The 13,338-nt window shown below is 69.2% G+C and carries 12 protein-coding genes; 4 read left to right on the top strand and 8 right to left on the bottom strand.

The annotated features are described in order from the left end of the window. Positions 1-25: 25 nt before the first annotated feature. Complete coding sequence (gene metK / locus MKL20_RS28380) at positions 26-1,204, bottom strand: methionine adenosyltransferase (protein ID WP_244039481.1); 1,179 nt, start codon at positions 1,202-1,204, stop codon at positions 26-28. A gap of 168 nt (positions 1,205-1,372) precedes the next feature. After that, the gene (locus MKL20_RS28375; RefSeq protein WP_243963868.1) at positions 1,373-1,783 is read right to left on the bottom strand and encodes a helix-turn-helix domain-containing protein; all 411 of its coding nucleotides are present in this window, start codon (positions 1,781-1,783) and stop codon (positions 1,373-1,375) included. A 565-nt stretch (positions 1,784-2,348) separates the two neighbouring features. Here MKL20_RS28375 and MKL20_RS28370 point away from each other — a divergent pair. The 3 genes from MKL20_RS28370 (at position 2,349) to MKL20_RS28360 (ending at position 5,450) form a co-directional block, all read left to right on the top strand. Beyond that, a complete protein-coding gene (locus MKL20_RS28370) occupies positions 2,349-3,203 on the top strand; it encodes a thermonuclease family protein (protein WP_244039480.1) in 855 nt (284 codons plus the stop codon). Positions 3,204-3,208: 5 nt separating this feature from the next. Further along, the gene (locus MKL20_RS28365; RefSeq protein WP_409568210.1) at positions 3,209-4,696 is read left to right on the top strand and encodes a M48 family metalloprotease; all 1,488 of its coding nucleotides are present in this window, start codon (positions 3,209-3,211) and stop codon (positions 4,694-4,696) included. Between the two features lie 73 nt (positions 4,697-4,769). Continuing rightward, positions 4,770-5,450 carry a glutathione S-transferase family protein gene (locus MKL20_RS28360; RefSeq protein ID WP_244039478.1) on the top strand — a complete coding sequence of 227 codons (681 nt, stop codon included), beginning with the start codon at positions 4,770-4,772 and terminating at the stop codon, positions 5,448-5,450. Between the two features lie 379 nt (positions 5,451-5,829). Here the strand turns inward: MKL20_RS28360 and MKL20_RS28355 are convergent, their stop codons facing one another. From MKL20_RS28355 to MKL20_RS28335, 5 genes are all read right to left on the bottom strand, one after another. Further along, positions 5,830-5,985 carry a hypothetical protein gene (locus MKL20_RS28355; protein ID WP_244039477.1) on the bottom strand — a complete coding sequence of 52 codons (156 nt, stop codon included), beginning with the start codon at positions 5,983-5,985 and terminating at the stop codon, positions 5,830-5,832. Positions 5,986-6,068: 83 nt separating this feature from the next. Continuing rightward, a complete protein-coding gene (locus tag MKL20_RS28350; protein ID WP_244039476.1) occupies positions 6,069-6,506 on the bottom strand; it encodes an EamA family transporter in 438 nt (145 codons plus the stop codon). Between the two features lie 112 nt (positions 6,507-6,618). Continuing rightward, complete coding sequence (locus MKL20_RS28345) at positions 6,619-8,871, bottom strand: xanthine dehydrogenase family protein molybdopterin-binding subunit (RefSeq protein ID WP_244039475.1); 2,253 nt, start codon at positions 8,869-8,871, stop codon at positions 6,619-6,621. A gap of 8 nt (positions 8,872-8,879) precedes the next feature. Next, positions 8,880-9,887: an FAD binding domain-containing protein gene (locus MKL20_RS28340; RefSeq protein WP_244039474.1), complete on the bottom strand. Its 1,008-nt coding sequence runs from the start codon at positions 9,885-9,887 to the stop codon at positions 8,880-8,882. Beyond that, complete coding sequence (locus MKL20_RS28335) at positions 9,884-10,408, bottom strand: (2Fe-2S)-binding protein (RefSeq protein WP_243963768.1); 525 nt, start codon at positions 10,406-10,408, stop codon at positions 9,884-9,886. Before MKL20_RS28335 ends, MKL20_RS28340 begins: the two co-directional genes overlap by 4 nt. A 233-nt stretch (positions 10,409-10,641) precedes the next feature. On the opposite strand from MKL20_RS28335, the gene MKL20_RS28330 reads away from it, so the two are divergent. Beyond that, a complete protein-coding gene (locus MKL20_RS28330) occupies positions 10,642-12,027 on the top strand; it encodes a M20/M25/M40 family metallo-hydrolase (protein ID WP_244039473.1) in 1,386 nt (461 codons plus the stop codon). Here MKL20_RS28330 and MKL20_RS28325 read toward each other — a convergent pair. Beyond that, positions 12,018-12,728 carry a ParA family protein gene (locus tag MKL20_RS28325; RefSeq protein ID WP_244039472.1) on the bottom strand — a complete coding sequence of 237 codons (711 nt, stop codon included), beginning with the start codon at positions 12,726-12,728 and terminating at the stop codon, positions 12,018-12,020. The two genes, MKL20_RS28330 and MKL20_RS28325, sit on opposite strands and share 10 nt — an antisense overlap. Between the last annotated feature and the right edge of the window lie 610 nt (positions 12,729-13,338).

Genomic DNA, 13,338 nt, shown 5'->3' with positions numbered 1-13,338 from the left:
GTTCAACGCTGGAGCGCGGGCCGCCTTACGACAGGGCCGACTTCAGCTTCGAGGCGAGGTCGGTGCGCTCCCAGGAGAAGCCGCCATCGGCCTCCGGGGCGCGGCCGAAATGGCCGTAGGCCGCGGTGCGCGCGTAGATCGGCTTGTTCAGGCCGAGCGCCGTGCGGATGCCGCGCGGCGACAGGTCGATGGCGTCCATCAGGATGGATTCGAGCTTGGCCTCGTCGACCTGGCCGGTGCCGTGCAGGTCCACGTAGATCGACAGCGGCTTCGAGACGCCGATCGCGTAGGCGAGCTGAATCGTGGCGCGGTGCGCCAGGCCGGCCGCGACCACGTTCTTGGCGAGGTAGCGCGCCGCGTAGGCCGCCGAGCGGTCGACCTTGGTCGGATCCTTGCCCGAGAACGCGCCGCCGCCGTGCGGGGCCGCGCCGCCGTAGGTGTCGACGATGATCTTGCGGCCGGTGAGACCGCAATCGCCGTCCGGACCGCCGATCACGAACTTGCCGGTCGGGTTGACGTGCCAGACGGTACCCTCGTTGACCCAGCCCTGTGGCAGGGCCGCCCGGATGTAGGGCTCGACGATGGCGCGCACGTCGGCCGAGTCCAGGGACTCGTCGAGGTGCTGGGTGGACAGCACGATCTGGGTCGCCTCGACCGGGCGGCCGTTCTCATAGCGGACCGTGACCTGGCTCTTGGCGTCGGGGCCGAGCTTGCCGGCATCGCCCTCGCCCTTCTTGCGGGCGTCGGCGAGGTCCTTGAGGATCTTGTGGGCGTAGAACAGCGGCGCCGGCATCAGCTCCGGGGTCTCGTCGGCGGCGTAGCCGAACATGATGCCCTGGTCGCCCGCGCCCTCGTCCTTGTTGCCGGCCGCGTCCACGCCCTGGGCGATGTCGGCGGACTGGGCGTGCAGGTAGATCTGGACCTCGTTGTTCTTCCAGTGGAAGCCGTCCTGCTCGTAGCCGATCTCCTTCACGGCCTGGCGGGTCAGCTCCTCGAGATCCTTGAAGGTCACGGAATCCGGACCGCGCACCTCGCCCGCGATCACGACGCGGTTGGTGGTGGTCAGGGTCTCGACCCCGAGCCGGGCCTCCGGCATCGCCGCGATATAGGCGTCCACCACCGTATCGGAGATCCGGTCGCTGACCTTGTCGGGATGGCCCTCGGAGACCGACTCACTGGTGAACAGGTAGTTGGAACGCGGCATCGGACGGACCCCGGCTACGGGTACGCCGTCGCGATCGCGGCGTTTGACCCCTCATGGGGCCGGGGTTCTCGCACCGGGTCGCGCCACGGTCAAGGCGAAACGCCGGACGGATCCGCTATAACGTACGAAATGGATGGAAAAACGTCCGTTTGCGGCGCGACTCAGCACTCAGCCGTTCAGCTTATGGTCGAGCGCCCGGATGGCGGCGGCGACGTCCCGGCGGGCTTCCTCGGAGAAATGCTCGGTGATGTGACGGCCGACGATCTCGGCCAGGCCCTGCAGGCCACCGCCATCGGTCAGGGGCGCCTGCTCCGGCTCGGAGAAGCCCGGCGCCGTGAAGTCGTCGGTGCGCGGCATGCCCTTGAAGAAATAATCCATCGGCACCCCGGTCATCCGGGAGAAGATGTCGAGATGGACGGCGCTGATCCGGTTGGTGCCCTTCTCGTACTTCTGCAGCTGCGCTGCCGACATCCCGAAACTCTGCGCGACGCGACGCTGCGTCAGCGACGCCTTCCGGCGCTGCTCGGCGATGCGTTGACCGACATACACGTCACGCTGATCGGTTTTCTGACCCGCCATGAAGAACTTGCCCACTCCTGCCGCGATTTTCGGGCGGCGAAGCTTAACCGTATCGCGCGTGCGTGTCACCGGCGGGTGACCATCGCGGTAAATGTTTTGCCGCGGTGCTGATTGCGCATCGGCGGCCTGAATTCTGGTGTCCCCGGCAGGGCTCGAACCTGCGACCCCAGGTTTCATACCACTTCGGCTTTCGCCGCCGCGTCCCTTGCGGGCCGCGTTCGTGGCCTGGACTATCCCTTCACCCTGGGCCGTGCTTGCGCCCGGCCGTTAGGTGCCGCCCGTCTAGTCTCTACACCTTCCCGTTCGACGCATCGGCGCCGGGCAGGCTTGGCTCGGGATCGGCAGGACGCCGGAAGACCGGCGCCGGAAGCTTTCCCCGACTTTGAGCGGATCCGCCGCGCGGTTTCCCGGCGCGACGCCCAATTGTGACCGTTTAGGAAACCTGTGCTCTGTCCAGCTGAGCTACGGAGACGACCACGATTCCCATAGCATCAACGCCTGGGCAGGCCAACCGCGCGGTGCACGGGGTGGCGTTCCGGGGCAGAATCGGCCCGGGATGCGTTCGATGATCCGGACAGATGGCAAACCGGCGGAATGGCGGCTGTACCGGATGGCCCGCGCGACGGCGGCGCTGGTGCTGGCAACCCTCGGCGCGGCCGCGCCGGCCCGCGCCGCTCCGGGTGCCGCCGAGTGCAGGCCGGAGCCGGCCCGCATCGAGATCTTCGCCGGGGTCGGGCTGCGCGGCGAGATCCGCCTCGCCTCCGGCGCCCGGGTCGTGCTCGACTCCGTCCGCTGGCCGGACGCCCCAGAGGCCGCCGAAGCGGCGCGTGCGTGGCTCGATGCCCGGCGGGGCGACGGCCTCGTCGTTGTTCCGCGCGGACCGCCCGACCGCTGGGGCCGGGAGCACGCCGACATCCAGGTGGCGGATACCGATATCGACCTCGCCGGCGGCTTGATCGCGGCCGGCCTTGCCTTCTCGGATGCGGATGAACGCGACTCGCTCTGCCGTCCGGCCCTGCGCGCAGTGGAAGATGCCGCCCGAGACAAGAAACTCGGCCTGTGGCGCGAGTCCCCGCTCCAGGCTACCGACGGCCCGGCCTTGCGGGCGCGGGAGGGCCGCTTCGTCGTCGTGGAGGGCCACATCCGCCATGTCGGCGAGCGCAGCGCCCGCACCTATCTCGATTTCGTGGCCCGCGGCGAGGACGGGCTCACGGTCACGGTATCGAAACGCACTTGGCGAACGATGCGTACCCGTGGTTTGAGTGCGGCCTCGCTCGAAGGGCGACGCGTGCGGGTCCGCGGCATCCTGGAGGTCTGGCGCGGCCCGACCGTGGAGGCCAACGCCGACGGGGTCGAGATCCTGAGCGAGCCGGACCGGCGCGAGGCCGGGCCGACGGGGGAACGGGAGCTGCGGCGCTGATCGCGATGAGCGGGATCACGAAGCGATTTCGGGGGGTGGGGCGGCGCTTGCTCGGCCGGGCATCGGCTTGCGCCGGGGCGATGCTTCTGGCTGCCGCCCTCGGCGCCTGCGTGGCCGACCAGGCCGCCGGCCCTGTGGCGCCGGCCGTGGTCCGGGTGCCGGCCGAGGCGCCACGCACCACCGGGCGCGAGCGCGCCGCCGATGCCGACCATCTCAAACTCGTGGCCTCGTTCGGGGGTGAGGTGCGCGCGCCCAACGTGATGCGGATGCTCACGGAGGTGACGGACCGGCTGGTGAAGGCCAGCGAGCGCCCGGACCAGACTTACGCGGTGACGCTGCTCGATTCCCCCGTGGTCAATGCCTTCGCGCTGCCGAACGGGCGGCTCTACGTCACCCGCGGGCTGGTGGCGTTGGCGAGCGACACCTCCGAGGTGGCGGCCGTGCTCGCCCACGAGATGGCGCACGTCACCCTCAACCACGCCACCGCCCGGAGCGAGCTGGAGCTGCGCTCGGCCCTGGTCAGCCGGGTCGTTGCCGACGTCCTGAATGACCCCGATACCGGCGCGCAGCTGCAGCACCAGTCGCGCTTCGCGCTGGCCCGGTTCTCCCGCGAACAGGAGCTGGAGGCGGACGCCACCGGGGTGCGCACCCTCGCCAAAGCCGGCTACGATCCGTTCGCGGCCGGCCGCTTTCTCACCGCGCTCAACCGCTCGACCAACCTGAAGGCCGGCAGCGGCGGCACCGGCGAGCCCGACATGCTGGCGACCCATCCGGGCACCGCCGAGCGCATCACCCAGGTCACCCGGGCGGCGCGCCGGATCGGGGCGCCGGGCATCGGCGCCGACGACCGGGCGCAGTATCTCGCGGCGGTGGACGGGCTGCCCTACGGCGACAATCCGCGCGACGGCGCGGTGCGCGGCCACCGCTTCGTCCATCCGGGTCTCGGCATCGCCTTCGACGTGCCGGACGGGTTCGTCCTGGAGAACACCCGCTCGGCCGTGCTCGGCACCACTCCGGACGGCAACCGGCGCCTGCTGTTCGACCAGATCGAGGCCAAGGACGGCCAGCCCCTCGACGCGGCCCTGAAGGGCAGCTGGAACGACGCCCTCGACCCGGCCGGGTTCGAGACCCGCGAGGTCGGCGGCCACCCGGCGGCCTTCGCGCTGTCCCGCGGCAAGGACTGGACCTTCCGCCTCGCGGCGATCCGGGTCGACGACGCGACCTTCCGGATGATCATGGCCGCCAAGGGCGCAACCGACCCTGAGCCAGCCTTCCGGCCCTGGGTCGCGAGCCTGCGGGCGATCACCCCCGAGGAGGCGGTGCTGCGGCCCCTTCGGCTGCAGGTGGTCCAGGCCGGCTCGACCAGCGCCGAGGATCTGGCCCGCCGCATGGCGGTGCCGGACCGGGCGCTCGACCGGTTCCTGGTCCTCAACGGCCTGGAGCGCGGCGCCGCTCTGGTGCCGGGCCGCAGCTACAAGATCGTGGTGGAATAGCCGCCCCGCACCGGCGCGGCTTGCGCAGGCTCGGCCCGCGGACAACCGTTCGCAGCCGTTCAGGGAGAGCGCCGTGATTCGATTCTTCTACAATCTCAGCCCCAACCCGATGAAGGTCGCCCTCTGCCTGGAGGAGATGGGCCTGCCCTATGAGCCGGTGCCGGTGGATCCGCGCATGGGCGAGCAGTTCGATCCCGCCTACACGGCGCTCAACCCGAACGCGAAGGTGCCGACCATCGTCGACGGCGACGTGACGGTGTTCGATTCGAACGCGATCCTGCTCTACCTCGCGGGCAAGACCGGCCTGTTCCTGCCCGAGGGCGAGGCGGTGCGGGGCGAGATGCTGTCCTGGCTGATGTTCGTGGCGACCGGCATCGGGCCGTTCTCCGGCCAATGCGTCCATTTCCGCCACTTCGCGCCCAACGGCGGTGCCTACGCCACCGAGCGCTACGCCTTCGAAGCGCGCCGCCACTGGGACATCCTGAACCAGCGGCTCGCGGACCGTCCGTTCGTGCTGGGCGAGACCTACACGATCGTCGACATGGCGGTGTGGGGCTGGGCCCGGATGGTGCCGTTCGTGCTGGGCGAGGACGCCTTCGCGGGCTTGCCGAACGTCAAGCGCCAACTCGACGCGATCAACGCCCGCCCGGCCGCGCAGGCCACCGAGGCTCTGAAGGGCCACCACACCTTCAAGGCCGAGATGGACGACGAGGCGCGCAACTTCATGTTCCGTGCGACTCGGAGTGCCGCTTAGAAGAGTCGTTCCCGATCGCGTTTCAATATGGTGCGCGACAGCGTGACATCGAAGGGCGCCGGATCGATCGACTGTGCCGGCTGACGGACACCATAGGTTGATCCCAACCCCCTCCTTCATCCTGAGGTGCGAGCGCAGCGAGCCTCGAAGGAGGTCTCCAGGGATCGCGCGGCTGGCTGGAGGGCTCCTCCGAGGCCTCCGCTCCGCTACGGCGCCTAAGGATGAGGGGATTGGATGGGAGGAGCGCCGAGCAGGACCAAGCGAGCCCCTGTCGTGTACCGTGGCGTTGCAATCGGGAACGACTCTAAGTCCTTGATTTGAGCGCGCTTGTCGCCGGGCCGCTGTCCCCTTCGGCCTCGCGCACTCCAACGCCCCCGGTTCAGGGCCCACCGAGCGTTACGGAGAGCATCGGCAGGGTGACGGCGAACCCGTCGCCCGGCGCCGGCGGGGTGCCGAGCGTCAGGCAGGCGCCGAGGCCGAGGCAGAAAGCGAGACCTAGCAGCGAGGTCTCGAAGCCGCGATAGACCGCTTCCATGGAAGGTCTCCTTCGCACGAGACCGCCAGGATGCGCCCGACCGGTAAACGGATCGGTGTGCTGGCGCTCATCCAGTGAGACGATCACCAGCCCGAGGCGACCAGGGTAGCCCCGGCGGCGATCAGTCCGACCCCGGCCCACGCTGCGAGGCTCAATGTCTCGCCGAGCAGGCTGGCGCCGAGGATCGCGACCAGCACGACGCTGAGCTTGTCCAGCGGCGCGACCCGGGCGGCATCTCCCAGCGACAGCGCCCGGAAGTAGCACAGCCACGACGCCCCGGTGGCGAGCCCCGACAGGACCAGGAAGACCAGGCTGCGGCCAGAGATCTGCGCGAGTCCTCCGGTCTGGCCGGAGCCGACCACGATCGCCCCCGCGAAGGCGACGATCACCAGGGTGCGCACGAAGGTGGCGACATCCGACTGCACGCCCGAGACCCCGACCTTGGCGAGGATCGCTGTCAGGGCTGCGAATCCCGCGGCGGCAAGCGCCCAGAAGCGCCAGGATTGCAGAAGGTGGCTCAAGGAGGGCTCATGCACGAAGACCGCCGCACACTTTGTACGACGGTCTTTCTGTAACAACTTGTGAGTCCCGGAAGCAGCCGATGTTTCACGGGAAACATCGGCTGCTCACCCGTCACAGCAGCTTGTCGATCGTGATCGGCAGGTCGCGGACGCGCTTGCCGGTGGCGTGGAACACCGCGTTGGTGATCGCCGCCGCAGTACCGACGATGCCGATCTCGCCCAGGCCTTTCACGCCCAACGGATTGGCTTTGTCCTCCTCGTCCACGAAGATCACGTCGATGTCGTAGATGTCGGCGTGGACCGGCACGTGATACTCGCCGAGATTGTGGTTCATGAACCGGCCGAAGCGGTGGTCGAGCATCGACTCCTCTTCGAGCGCCGAGCCGATCCCCATCACCACGCCGCCCAAAATCTGGCTGCGCGCGGTCTTCGGGTTGAGGATCTTGCCGGCCGCGATCGCCGAGACCACCCGGGTGAGCCGGACCTGGCCCAGCTCCTCGTCGACCTTCACCTCCACGAAGATCGCCCCGTGGGTGTAGGCCTGATAGGTCTTGTTGAAGTCCTTGTCCGGGCCGGCCTGCTCCACCGCCTCGACCTTGTCGACCCCGGCCGCCCGCATCACCTCGACCATCGAGACGCTGCGGCTGGGATCACCCGCCACCGAGATGCGACCGTCCGCGAAGAAGGCGCGATCGACATCGACATTGGCCAGCGGCGAGTTCTCGAGACCGCGGGCGAGCTTGAACAGCTGCTCGCCGACATTGCGGCAGGCCTTCATCACGGCGGTGCCTGAGGAGGCCGCGGTCCAGGATCCGCCGGCGACCGGCGCCTCGGGCAGGCGCGTATCGCCGAGCTTGGTGGTGACGGATTCCATCGGCAGGCCCAGGGTGTCGGCGGCGATCTGGGTCAGGATCGTGTAGGTGCCGGTGCCGATGTCGCCGGTGGAATTGCCCACCACCAGCCGGCCGTCGGCGGTGAGCGTCGCGATAGCGCTCGACTGCATCATCATCGATTCCCAGACGCCGGTGGCGACGCCCCAGCCGACCAGCTCGCGGCCCTCGCGCATGGACCGCGGCTCGAGGCTACGCTTGGACCAGCCGAAGCGCTCGGCGCCCTGCGTGAAGCAGGCCTTCAGCTCCTTGGAGCCGAACGGCTTGCCCTCGGCGGTGGCGTCCGAATCCGCGTAGTTCTTCAGCCGCAGCGCGATCGGATCCATCCCGGTCGCATAGGCAAGCTCGTCCATCGCGGTCTCGATGGCGAAGACGCCGGTAACAGCGCCCGGCGCGCGCATGTCGCCCGGGGTGGCAGTGTCGAGCTTGGCGATCCGGTAGGTCAAGGCGACGTTATCGCAGCGGTAGAGCACCCCCGACCAGTTGACGATGACCTCCTGGTAATCCTCGTAGTGGGAGGTGCCCTGCACGGCGTCGTGCCGGAGCGCCGTCAGGGTTCCGTCCGCCTCGGCACCGAGGGACACGGTCTGCAGTGCCTCGCCCCGGTAGGTGAAGGACCACATCTGGTCGCGGGTCAGGGTCACCCGCACCGAGCGCTTCAGCTCCTGGGCGGCCAGCATCGCCAGGAAGGCCTGGTATTGCGGGCGCAGGCCGGAGCCGAAGCCGCCGCCGAGATAGGGATTGAGCACCCGCACCTGATCGGGCTTCAGGCCGAACACGTTGGCGAGATACTGGTGGCTGTTCGAGACGCCCTGGATCTTGTCGTAGACCGTGTAGGTCCCGTCCTTCTCCACCACCACCGTGGTGGCGTGCGGCTCCATCGGGTTGTGGTGCTCGTTGGCCAGCGTGTAGGCGCCCTGCACGCGGATCGGCGCGCTGCCGAAGGCCTGGTCTGCATCGCCCCACGGCTCCGGCGGCGGCTTGATGCCCTCGCGCTTGCCGGGCGGATCGTAGGCCTCGCCGCGCACGGCCCGGAGGTCGGTCGTCGGCTCCTGGGCCTCGTAGCGGACCTGGATCAGCGAAGCGGCGTAGCGCGCCGTCTCGAAATCCTCGGCCACCACCAGGGCGACCGGCTGGCCGCTATAGACGATCAGGTCGTCATAGAGGGCGCGAAACGGCGAGCCGGGGGGCGCCACCGCGTCCTGGAAGTTCTTGTCCCGCCACGCGGTGCGCGGCCGGTTCTCGTGGGTGATCACCTTGAGGACGCCGGGCACCGCCTCGGCTTCGGCGGAGTCGATCGCCGCGATCCGGCCCTTGGCGATGGCGCTCGACACGACAGTGCCGTAGGCGAGGTCGGGGGCGGCGAACTCGCCCGCGTATTTGGCCAGGCCGGTGACCTTGGCGGGTCCGTCGATGCGGCTGCGCGGGCTGCCGACGAAGGTGTCGTGGCCGGTGGAGCTGAAGGTCTGGGTCATCGGGGTGCCTACTGGATGCGCTTGTCGCTGAGCGACTGGGGCGTGCCGGCAGCGGCCTGTTCGAGGCCGCGCACGATGGCGCGCCGGGCGAGGTCGATCTTGAAGCCGTTGGCCGATTGCGGCTTGGCCTCCGAGACGATGAGGTCGGCCGCCTGCTGGAAGCTCTCGCGGGTGGCGGGCTGGCCCTCCAGCAGCGCCTCGGCCTCACGGTTGCGCCAAGGCTTGTGGGCGACGCCGCCGAGCGCCAGGCGGGCGGTCTTGATCGTGTCGCCGTCGAGCTCGACGCCGGCCGCTACCGAGACCAGCGCGAAGGCGTAGGACAGGCGGTCGCGCAGCTTCAGGTAGGTGTAGTGCTGCGGGAACTTGCTCTCGGGCAGGTCGACCGAAACCACGATCTCGCCGGGGGCGAGGTTGGTGTCGATCTCGGGGCTGTCTCCCGGCAGGCGGTGGAAATCCGCGAACGGGATCGTCCGCTCGCCCTGCGGCCCACTCACCCGGACCGTCGCCTCGAGCGCCGCCAGGGCGACGCACATGTCGGACGGGTGGGTGGCAATGCAGCTCTCGCTCGCCCCGAAGATCGCGTGGATGCGGTTGACGCCGCCGATCGCCGGGCAGCCGGAGCCGGGCTCGCGCTTGTTGCAGGGCGTGGCCGTGTCGTAAAAGTAGTAGCAGCGGGTCCGCTGCAGCAGGTTTCCGCCCGTGGAGGCGGCGTTGCGCAGCTGCGCCGAGGCACCGGCCAGGATGGCGTTGCGCAACAGCGGATACTGCCCGGCGACGCGCTCGTCGTAGGCCACCTTGGCGTTGGTCGCGAGCGCCCCGAGCCGCAGGCCGCTTTCATGCGCCTCGATGCCATCGAGGGGCAGGCGGGTGATGTCGATCAGCCGGCCGGGCTTCTCGACCTCGTACTTCATCAGGTCGATCAGGTTGGTGCCGCCCGCGATGAACCGCGCGCCCGCCCCGTAGGCCTGGACCGCCTCAGCCACCGTGCCGGCGCGGACATAATCGAACCGGTTCATCGCGCCGCTCCCTGCATCACGTCCTCGATGGCGTCGACGATGTTGGTGTAGGCGCCGCAGCGGCAGATGTTGCCGCTCATCGCCTCCCGGATTTCCTCGCGGCTGTGGGCGTGGCCCTCGTTCATCAGTCCCACCGAGGAGCAGAGCTGGCCCGGGGTGCAGTAGCCGCACTGGAAGGCGTCGTGCTCGATGAACGCCTCCTGGATCGGATGCAGCGCGTTGCTGCCGCCCCGGTCGCCGAGGCCAGCGAGGCCCTCGACCGTGGTGATCTCGGCGCCGTCCTTCATCACCGCGAGGGTGAGGCAGGCATTCACCCGGGTGCCGTTCACCAGCACCGTGCAGGCGCCGCACTGGCCGTGGTCGCAGCCCTTCTTGGTGCCGGTGAGATCGAGCTTCTCACGCAGGAGATCGAGCAGCGTGGTCCAGGGCGTAACTGTGAGCTCGCGCCGCTGCCCGTTGATCGTCAGGGTGATGGCGAGGCCGGCATCGGCCCGCACCGGCGGACTTTTTTCGAGAAGCATGGGCTGGTCCAAGGTCTGGAGCCGCCGCGAATCCGGGCGGGGAACGGATCGGTCTGGGTGCGGCGACGGAGCGACGGGCGCGCCAGCCAGACGGTTCTGTCGATAACCATTCCAATCTGCTCCCGTTCCGAGGACGATCGGTCTCAGGGTTGGACGTTCGGGCGTTGCCGCGCCCACCTCGCCTCGGGTAACCCTGTCGTCTCGAAAAATCCTGCCGCATCCCGGAGCCTCCGATGGCCGCGCTCGACGCGATCCTCAACGACATCGACACGGACCTGGAGAACGCCCTGGAGCGGCTGTTCGCCTTCCTGCGGATCCCGTCGATCTCGACCGAGCCGGCCCATGCCGGCGATTGCCGGGCCGCCGCCGCGTGGCTCGCCCAGGACCTCACGGCGCTCGGCTTCGAGACCTCCGTGGAGGACACGTCCCTTCACCCGGTGGTGCTCGCGACCAAGCCGAAGCCCGGCGCGCCGCACGTGCTGTTCTACGGCCATTACGACGTGCAGCCGGTCGACCCGCTCGACCTGTGGACGACGCCGCCCTTCGAGCCGCGCATCGCGTCGGATGCGGAGGGTCACAAAACCATCGTCGGGCGCGGGGCCTCCGACGACAAAGGCCAGGTCATGACCTTCGTGGAGGCGTGCCGGGCGCATATCGCGATGAGCGGCGAGCTGCCCTGCGGCGTCACGATCCTGACCGAGGGTGCCGAGGAGAGCGGCTCGCAGGGCCTGCCGGAATGGGTCGCGGCCAACCGCGACCGCCTGGGCTGCGACGTGGTGCTGGTCTGCGACACCGGCATGTGGGACCGGCGCACGCCCGCCATCACCTCGTCCCTGCGCGGGCTCGCGTATTTCGAGGTGAAGGTCACCTGCGCCGACCGGGACCTGCATTCGGGCTTCTTCGGCGGCGCCGCGCGCAACCCGATCCACGTGCTCGCCAAGATCATCGCCGACCTGCACGATGAAGACGGGCGGGTGACGATCCCGGGCTTCTACGACGGCGTGCACGAGCGCCCGCCCGAGGTGCTGGAGCAGTGGCGCGGCCTGGGCCTGACGCCCGAGACGCTGCTCGGGCCGATCGGCCTGAAGGAGCCGGCCGGCGAGCGCGGGCGGATGCCGATCGAGCTGGTGCAGTCGCGCCCGTCCTGCGACGCCAACGGCATCATCGGCGGCTATACCGGCGAGGGCACCAAGACGGTGATCGCCTCGACTGCCTCCGCCAAGATCTCGTTCCGCCTCGTGGACGACCAGGACCCGAAGGTTCTGGCCGAACGGTTCGAGGCCTTCGTGCGCGCGCGGGTGCCGGCGGACTGCAAAGTCGATGTCATCACCTACAAGGGCTCGCGGGCGATCAGCCTGCCCTTCGACATGCCGCAGCTCGGGGCCGCCAAGGCGGCGCTCGCCGAGGAATGGGGCGTGCCGGCCGTGACCGTGGGCGCCGGCGGCTCGATCCCGATCGTCGGCGACTTCAAGCGGCTGCTGGACCGCGACACGCTGCTGATCGGCTTCGGCCTCGACGACGACCGGATCCACTCGCCCAACGAGAAGTACGACCTGACGAGCTTCCACAAGGGCACGCGCTCCTGGGCGCGGATCCTCGCGGCCCTGGCTCAGGGCTGATCGTCGGAGCGGGACGCCCGCATCTTCGCGTCGATCCAGGCCCACAGGGCCCGGATCTCCTCGGCGGCGGGGCTCGTCGGCGCGTATTCGGTGACGCCGAGCCCGGTCGCCAGGGCGTCCTGGTGATCGACCCGGTGGATGATGCCCGGCTCGGCCAGCACGCCCAGCGCCCGCAATTGCGCAGCATAGGCGCTGGTGCGCGGCGAGGGCGGCGGCGGGCACTGGTTCAGCACCAGGGCGAACCGGCCGCGCAGGCCGAGAGTCATCAGGGCCTGGAGGGTCGGGCGCGCCGCCACGATGTCGAGGCGCGAGGGCCGCACCGGCATCAGCACGAAATCCGCATCCTTCAAGGCCGGCGCCAGCCCGCTGGAGCTGCCGGCGGTGTCGAGGACGACGAGGGTCGTGCCCTGCTGGGCGAGGATGTCCAGAATTTCCGGGAGTTGGCCGATCTCCCAAGGCTGGAGCCGGTCGATCGCCACGGTGTCGGTCTCGCGCGTCGCGCCCCAGCCGGCCAGGGAGCCCTGCGGGTCGAGATCGAGGGCGGTCACACGCTCGCCGGCCTCCGCGGCCGCGACGGCGAGCGAGGCTGCCAGCGTGGTCTTGCCGGTGCCGCCCTTCTGGACCGCCACCGCGAGGACCCGCGGATGGGTGCTCCGTGGCGGCGCGGCCTCCGGCTCATGTCCGGATCCTTGGGGATCCATGCGTCTCCTACCTGTCGATCTCAAGCCCGGTCCCCGCGCGCGTCGCAGCGCCGGAAGACGGCTGTCCAGTCCCGTGTTGAGCGTGAGTCCCCCCGCGCGGCCGCCGCACCGGCGACCGTAGCGAGGTACCATGACGATGCGATCATGAACACCGGAGGCCGGAACACGGCATATCCGGACCCGATCCCGACCCCATGAAAGACGCGAAGGTCTTGCCGGCGGCAATCGGCCCGCGGTTCCACGCGGGTCTGTTAAAAAACTTCTGCTGCGCGACCGGATACTCCGCAACCGATCGATGTCGTTACTGATACTGAACCGCCCTTAGCGCGGGACAGACAGGAATGTCAACAATTTTATCAATACATAAATATAGATATTAAATCGATAATTGTCTTATATTTGCTCGTAAAAACCGCATCGTGACAACGATACATGCTCAAATATGAAACGCAGCGAAGATCTCTGCTGTTCGATACGCAGGATCACAGATCTGATCAGTCGAGAGGATCCGTGTTCGCGCGCCTGCGCCGCGATCCGAGGCGGGATCGCCCGCCCCCGCCGCGCGTTGGGCCGATATTCCCGACCCTGCAGGCCGGGGAGGCCCCTCGAC

The sequence above is a fragment of the Methylobacterium sp. E-066 genome (genome assembly GCF_022829635.1).
Lineage (GTDB): Bacteria > Pseudomonadota > Alphaproteobacteria > Rhizobiales > Beijerinckiaceae > Methylobacterium.
The sequence above is the reverse complement of the archived record's forward strand: the minus strand, read 5'-3'. Positions and strand labels throughout refer to the sequence as shown.